The organism is Phyllobacterium sp. P5_D12, assembly GCF_054049495.1.
On the sequence record NZ_JBFUMG010000288.1, the window covers coordinates 1 to 5609 of the forward strand.

Below are 5609 nucleotides of genomic sequence, written 5' to 3' on the forward strand. Positions count from 1 at the left end.
CATCCGCACTGCGTGCTGCCGAATGCATCCTGAATGACTGGCCAATCGAAGAGGGAGCGAAGCTTTCCGTCGCGAGGGAAGCTCTCCTGTCCTGCCTTGAACGCAGGCTCTCCCCCGGAGCCGCACGCATCGCCTTCATCGAAGCGGCAAAAGAAGCTGGCAACTATGTCGATGAACCGACACGGTTAGCTCCAGCTGGAAAAGTGAAGAAGTCGCATAGGGCAAGGCGGCGGCTTTCATAAAGAAAACGGGCAACTTTCCACCGGCCACCAGCGTTGTATAATATTGCAAGTTTGGGAAGGAGTGACCACCATGGGAGCATCATCACAACACTTTGTCCGGAGAATGCCAACTGCGCCGGGCCATCTTATGGATGCAAGTAAGCAGCACATGCCCAAGACCAAGCATGAACCGGAGAGGTTATCCGACGTGCTGAAACGCTCGAAGGGAGCGTATTCCATCAAGAAGCACACCGCCTTCAGCAAGGTAAGGGCCGTAAAAACTCCGGACTTGTAATCTGATCAGGACGATACGCCTCAAGGGCGATGATAAATGAACAGTTGAGCTCCTCAACAGGAGCCCGCTCCGGCAGCCTTGTCCTCGACCAAAGCATCGATCGCGCGCTGAACCTCCTGCAATCCCCATCCGGCAGCAAGCGCTTCCTGTGCGATGGCGTACATCTCGTTCGATGAAACCTTGTCAAGGAACTGATCGCGCATCGCCTCGCGCCATTCTGCTTCGCGCTGTTCATCGTCTTCGGCAGATCGCGGGGATGCAATACGCATGGCACTCACTCCTACGGAAAATGCATGGTAGCGAATCACTTCTGAAAACGCAAAGTCTGTCAAGTCCGACAACATTCGGGACGTATCGCACCGACGCATATCTTTATCAAACAGCTTTGGATGGAGCTTGGCAAAACAATGGATTTGCGGGTAAGTCCACAGGACAGGACGCCCCGCTCCATCCTGATCGCATTTTCACCAATGAACACGCTGGAACCTTTTTGTCGTGCATTTGTTGAACAATCACAGCGGCTGATAACAGCAGTCGGGAGGACTCATGATGTCTATGAAATCACTTGTGATCGCTGCCGTAGTCGGCCTGTCCGGTTTATCGGCTTCCGGATGCGTCGAAACCACCGGCCCCTACTATGGCGGGTACAGCGGATATGGCGGCTATTACGGGACCACCATTTATGACGACGGATATTATAACGGACCTCGCTATTACAACAACAGGTCCCGTTACTACAATAACCGCCGTTATGATGGAAACCGCGATGACTGGCGCCGTCGCCATGACAATTCAGGCAGCCGTGACGATTGGCGCCGCAGGCAAGAAGCCCGCGCAGATCGTCCCGATACGCCGCGCCCTGCAAGACCGTCACGAAATGACAGTCGGCCGCCAAGCCAGCCCGATATATACGTTCCTCCAGTCAGCAGACCTGGCGGATACATGGGCAATCAGCAACGCTAGTTGAAACGATGGGTGGGTGCCGTAAAAATCAACGGCGCCCAAATTGTTTCTTCAAACATGCTTGGGCGGTTCTCTCACCTCGTCGGGGTTGGGCACCGGCATTTCGTCGGGCAAGCGGTCAGGTGGCGGTTCCTCCACCGGAATTTCGCTTGGCGGACCAGGTTCTGGCGGCAGTTCTTCGGGCCGTGGCGCGGGGCCAGGATCGGTTGGCCGGTTCGTGTCTGGTCCTGGCTTCGGAATTGGTGCTGGATCACCCATATCGTACCTCCTATATCGAAGGTTAATCCCGCGCGTCCGCTAATGTTCCGCTGCTTCTTGCGCGCACAAGGGCTTTATGCTCGAATCGGCACCATCCCGTAGCCAAAAATTGATAATTCGCCATGTCATTCAGACCGCCGCAAAACATCGCCGCCAGGTTCGACCGGGACAGCCCGCCAAACGCCCTTGATATGGAAATCATGGCGGAAATGGCCGCCGCGCTTGGCCGTGCAGGAGAAAAGGTCGAACAAACATTGGAAAAGCTCCACGCAGCACCGGAGTCCGGGCGGGTTCCCGAACTCTAAGCCGCGGCGCGCGCAGTCCACGCCTATTTCATCCAACGTGAACTATGCGGCCTGCGCAATCACGACGACGCTATCCGCCACTACGGCATTCCGCGCGCGGTGCTGGTGCGGTTGGGTGCTGTCTGACAGGCCTGAAAGTACCTCGTCGCGCGATCCAGATTACTTTTCAGATTTCTCTTCTTCAAACATCACTGCCACATCAGAATTGGCCGACAGCCGAACTTTGTTGCCTTCCACTTCCGCGACCAGCGACGTTGAAATGTAATGATGATGGCCCTTGTGCGAGCCCTCCCCACTATCCTTTTTGGTCAGTTTGATGCGCGCCCCATCCACATGGTCCACCGTGCCAACATGGACACCATCCGCTCCAATGACTTCCATATGTGTCTTGATGCCTGTTACAGCCATGACTTACCTCCAAAAGTTGCAACACAGGAACGCTCGAAGTGAACTTTGGATGCATTGCTGCGTTGAAGGGTTACACAGCAGTCGCGAAACCTCTACCTTGATCGCAGAAATTCCTTTTCGATCATATCAATAGGTCCCGATCCTAAATGACCCACGAAATTTTGACGCCTGGAGAAATGGGTGAAGCGGACAGGCGGACGATCGCGGCCGGTCCTTATGATGGCCACGGCCTGATGCTGAATGCCGGGGCTGCCATTGCCCGCCACCTTCTCGCGAAATATGGCGGCACGTCCGAATTTCATGTCCTGTGCGGACCCGGAAACAATGGTGGCGATGGCTATGTCGTTGCGCGCCTGCTCGCCGAAAGCGGTGCGACGGTAGATGTCTGGTCATCCGGCACACCCAAACCGCAGACCGACGCGGCACGAGCACTTCAGGATTGTCCGCTCCAGCCGCGGCCCATCGGGGAATTCCAGCCAAACTCCGGCAGTCTTGTTGTCGATGCGCTGTTCGGGGCAGGATTGAACAAAGAGATCACAGGCGAAGCGGCGGGCGCGATCGGGCGTGCCAACGAAGCCTCGGTAAAGCGCGTTGCTGTGGATGTGCCTTCGGGGCTCGATGGCTTGACCGGCCAGCCGCTCGGTCCGGTCTTCAAGTCGACAAGCACAATCACGTTTTTTCGCAAGAAACCCGGCCACCTGCTGTATCCGGGGCGGGATCTGTGCGGCGAGTTGATCGTCGCGGATATCGGCATAAGCAAGGACGTTCTTCGCGATATCCAGCCACGATGTTTTGAGAACACGCCGGATCTCTGGCGAGATCTGCTTCCGGCGCCTGAAGCCAACACCCACAAGTACAAGCGCGGTCATGTTGCAGTGTTTTCCGGCGGTGCGACCGCAACAGGCGCGGCGCGGTTATCGGCATTGGCGGCAGCAAGAAGCGGTGCGGGCGCCGTCACACTTCTGTCGCCGGCGGAAGCGCTAGGCGTCAATGCCACCCACCTCACCTCGATCATGCTCAGCCGCTGTGACCACCCGGAAGATTTGCGATCTTTCATCGAAACGCGAAAGGCCTCGAGCTTCGTGCTCGGACCGGGTTTCGGTATTGGTGAAAAAGCCCGCGACTTTGCCCTCGCCCTGCTGCGGAACCAGGCTGCGAAACTGGTCTTCGATGCCGACGCGATCACATCGTTTCGCGATCATCCTGACATCCTTTTCAACGCCTCGCGCAGCGCACCGGAAATCCGTCTGGTGCTGACACCGCACGACGGCGAATTCAGGCGCCAGTTTCCCGATATTGACGAGAAAGACTTGCCTTCAAAGGTCGAACGGGCCCGCGCCGCCGCTTCCCGTTCCCATGCGATCATCATCTACAAGGGCGCCGACACTGTTATCGCATCGCCTGATGGTCGCGCCGCGATCAATACCAATGGGACCCCGCGCTTGGCCACAGCAGGCTCGGGCGACGTTCTCGCAGGTCTTGCCGCAGGTTTGATGGCTCAGGGCATGCCTGCATTCGAGGCGGCCTGTGCGGCGGTCTTCATTCACGGCGCGGCGGCACGCAGCCTGCGCTTCGGCCTGATTGCTGAGGACCTTCCTGCAGCAGCAGCTTTTGTTCTTTCGGATTTGTTGGGGAATTTGGTTCAGGAGTGATTTCAGGGAAACCGGCAAGCGCTGGATCGACCGATATATTGAGGAGATGGACATGAGAATTTTTTTTCGAACGATTGCCCCGATGCTATTGGCTGGATTGGCAGGATGCGCCGCAATTTCTTACGCCAAGGATAATTATGCGGGGATTTCGCCCCAGCAGTACAAAGCAGCCAATGGCGACAGATACACCATCTATGACAATATCGCGCAAAGCCGGCTAATGATCGGACCGGCAGGCAGCGCTTCTGCAACTGAAGGGTTCGTCAAGGGTCTTGGGCTGAGTTCCACACCTCCCGTCGTCTACCGCGATGCTGCCGAACAGTATTTGCGGTCTACCGAGCGCAACTGCACCGCACAGGATGTCACCCTTATCCTCGATCCGCGCTACGAGGTGCGCTATCGCTGCGACCGCACGCGCGGACCTTCCGATGTGCTGCTTGGCCCGGCCCGGCCCGGCTAGGGTCTGTTGGATCAGATTTGTCCTGATTCATTAACCCTGTCTTTACCTTGATCATTCACCTTGTTCTCAAGCGCGATTTGTACGGCGTACGCGCTTCCAAGGTTTCTTGCCACGCGTCATCAATTCGTCGCAATGACAGGCTAATGATTACACACAGCGAATAGCTTATTTCCATTTTTGACCACGGATGTACTGGCACTGGTGTCGAGGTAAGCTTAGGAAGGTCGGGTAGCTCCCGGCCTTTTGCTTTTTCGATCGCCAGCAATTCGATGCCTCAAACCCGCCGGTCGCCTGCGCATCGTCCTGTACATCAATTGTATTCGAGCGTAACGACCACATTATCCGTGTAGGTTCCCGGCGGAGGGGTCGCCTGTTTCGGGACGCGGGCATAGATCGGAATTACCTTTTTTTTGCCTTCGCCTTGCTGATCTTTCAAAAAACCTGTCGTTGCGTTGTCACCCCAAGGCTGGAGTCGCTTGTCGTCTCTGTACAGATTGTAGCTGATCTTCTCATTGCCATTCACCATGTTCCGGGTCCTGTTAACGTCGCCCTGACCACCCCATCCAAGTTTGACAGCATATTTCGTGCTGTTGTCGCAGTTTACGGTCACTGCGCCCTGCTGATCGCGGGGCTGGTCTAGATCCTGCCATGATCCAAAGTCGATATGCTGAGTGACATCCAATGCACAAAATGACTTGACCACGACACGAACCTGTAAAGGGACGCTTACCACAGGGCCGGTACAATCCGCTGGCGGCGGGAACAATCCCCAGAATTCAACGTATTGGAAATTGGCGATAACGGTATCGGTATAGAGGCCCTCTTCAACGTTGGTCTTATTGCTAATCACGCCAAATATACTGAAATTAGAATCACCGTGCACGCGTTGCAGCAACGTTGCAAAAACCCATGGCGGTGCCACGTCATTGGGAATTCTGGTTCCAACGCTGTAAACTCTCGTTCGGGTGGAATCGCTGTAGAATTCATATCCGATTTTTGTGCCGTTGGGGCCCTTCATGTGCCGCACCTTTCCGGTCATTCCAGTAC

General features: G+C 55.9%; 9 protein-coding genes and 1 pseudogene. 6 read left to right on the top strand and 4 right to left on the bottom strand.

All coding sequences use genetic code 11. The features are described 5' to 3' along the window. A partial coding sequence (locus ACXJ5O_RS17285; protein WP_457300961.1) for a DUF982 domain-containing protein occupies positions 1-242 on the top strand: 242 nt, incomplete at its 5' end. 327 nt (positions 243-569) lie between these two features. On the opposite strand, the gene ACXJ5O_RS17290 is transcribed toward ACXJ5O_RS17285, so the two are convergent. After that, on the bottom strand, positions 570-785 hold the full coding sequence (locus tag ACXJ5O_RS17290; protein ID WP_457300962.1) for a hypothetical protein: 216 nt from the start codon (positions 783-785) through the stop codon (positions 570-572). Positions 786-1062: 277 nt separating this feature from the next. On the opposite strand from ACXJ5O_RS17290, the gene ACXJ5O_RS17295 reads away from it, so the two are divergent. Beyond that, entirely contained in the window at positions 1063-1479 is a 417-nt protein-coding gene (locus ACXJ5O_RS17295) for a hypothetical protein (protein WP_457300963.1), read from the top strand. A gap of 51 nt (positions 1480-1530) precedes the next feature. On the opposite strand, the gene ACXJ5O_RS17300 is transcribed toward ACXJ5O_RS17295, so the two are convergent. Continuing rightward, a complete protein-coding gene (locus tag ACXJ5O_RS17300) occupies positions 1531-1737 on the bottom strand; it encodes a hypothetical protein (RefSeq protein ID WP_112530266.1) in 207 nt (68 codons plus the stop codon). 122 nt (positions 1738-1859) lie between these two features. Here ACXJ5O_RS17300 and ACXJ5O_RS17305 point away from each other — a divergent pair, with 122 nt between their 5' ends. Further along, positions 1860-2042, top strand: coding sequence for a hypothetical protein (locus ACXJ5O_RS17305; protein ID WP_457300964.1), 183 nt, complete (start codon positions 1860-1862; stop codon positions 2040-2042). 15 nt (positions 2043-2057) lie between these two features. Further along, a pseudogene (locus ACXJ5O_RS17310) lies at positions 2058-2168 on the top strand (DUF6665 family protein); the annotation flags it as partial. A 33-nt stretch (positions 2169-2201) separates the two neighbouring features. On the opposite strand, the gene ACXJ5O_RS17315 reads toward ACXJ5O_RS17310, so the two are convergent. Beyond that, positions 2202-2450: a DUF2171 domain-containing protein gene (locus ACXJ5O_RS17315; RefSeq protein ID WP_457300965.1), complete on the bottom strand. Its 249-nt coding sequence runs from the start codon at positions 2448-2450 to the stop codon at positions 2202-2204. A 146-nt stretch (positions 2451-2596) separates the two neighbouring features. Between ACXJ5O_RS17315 and ACXJ5O_RS17320 the strand changes: the two genes are divergently transcribed. Together ACXJ5O_RS17320 and ACXJ5O_RS17325 are read left to right on the top strand one after the other, a co-directional pair. Further along, positions 2597-4102 (top strand): NAD(P)H-hydrate dehydratase, encoded by a 1506-nt coding sequence (locus tag ACXJ5O_RS17320; RefSeq protein WP_457300966.1) that lies wholly within the window; start codon positions 2597-2599, stop codon positions 4100-4102. A gap of 52 nt (positions 4103-4154) precedes the next feature. Beyond that, positions 4155-4562, top strand: coding sequence for a hypothetical protein (locus ACXJ5O_RS17325; protein WP_457300967.1), 408 nt, complete (start codon positions 4155-4157; stop codon positions 4560-4562). 310 nt (positions 4563-4872) lie between these two features. On the opposite strand, the gene ACXJ5O_RS17330 is transcribed toward ACXJ5O_RS17325, so the two are convergent. Beyond that, the coding region (locus ACXJ5O_RS17330) for a Csu type fimbrial protein (protein ID WP_457300968.1) at positions 4873-5609 on the bottom strand (737 nt) is incomplete at its 5' end.

What these genes read in the sequence shown, in the direction of transcription:
- ACXJ5O_RS17290 (WP_457300962.1), bottom strand. Translation starts at nt 785, where the DNA reads ATGCGTATTGCATCCCCGCGATCTGCCGAAGACGATGAACAGCGCGAA.
- ACXJ5O_RS17295 (WP_457300963.1), top strand. Translation starts at nt 1,063, where the DNA reads ATGATGTCTATGAAATCACTTGTGATCGCTGCCGTAGTCGGCCTGTCC.
- ACXJ5O_RS17300 (WP_112530266.1), bottom strand. Translation starts at nt 1,737, where the DNA reads ATGGGTGATCCAGCACCAATTCCGAAGCCAGGACCAGACACGAACCGG.
- ACXJ5O_RS17305 (WP_457300964.1), top strand. Translation starts at nt 1,860, where the DNA reads ATGTCATTCAGACCGCCGCAAAACATCGCCGCCAGGTTCGACCGGGAC.
- ACXJ5O_RS17315 (WP_457300965.1), bottom strand. Translation starts at nt 2,450, where the DNA reads ATGGCTGTAACAGGCATCAAGACACATATGGAAGTCATTGGAGCGGAT.
- ACXJ5O_RS17320 (WP_457300966.1), top strand. Translation starts at nt 2,597, where the DNA reads ATGACCCACGAAATTTTGACGCCTGGAGAAATGGGTGAAGCGGACAGG.
- ACXJ5O_RS17325 (WP_457300967.1), top strand. Translation starts at nt 4,155, where the DNA reads ATGAGAATTTTTTTTCGAACGATTGCCCCGATGCTATTGGCTGGATTG.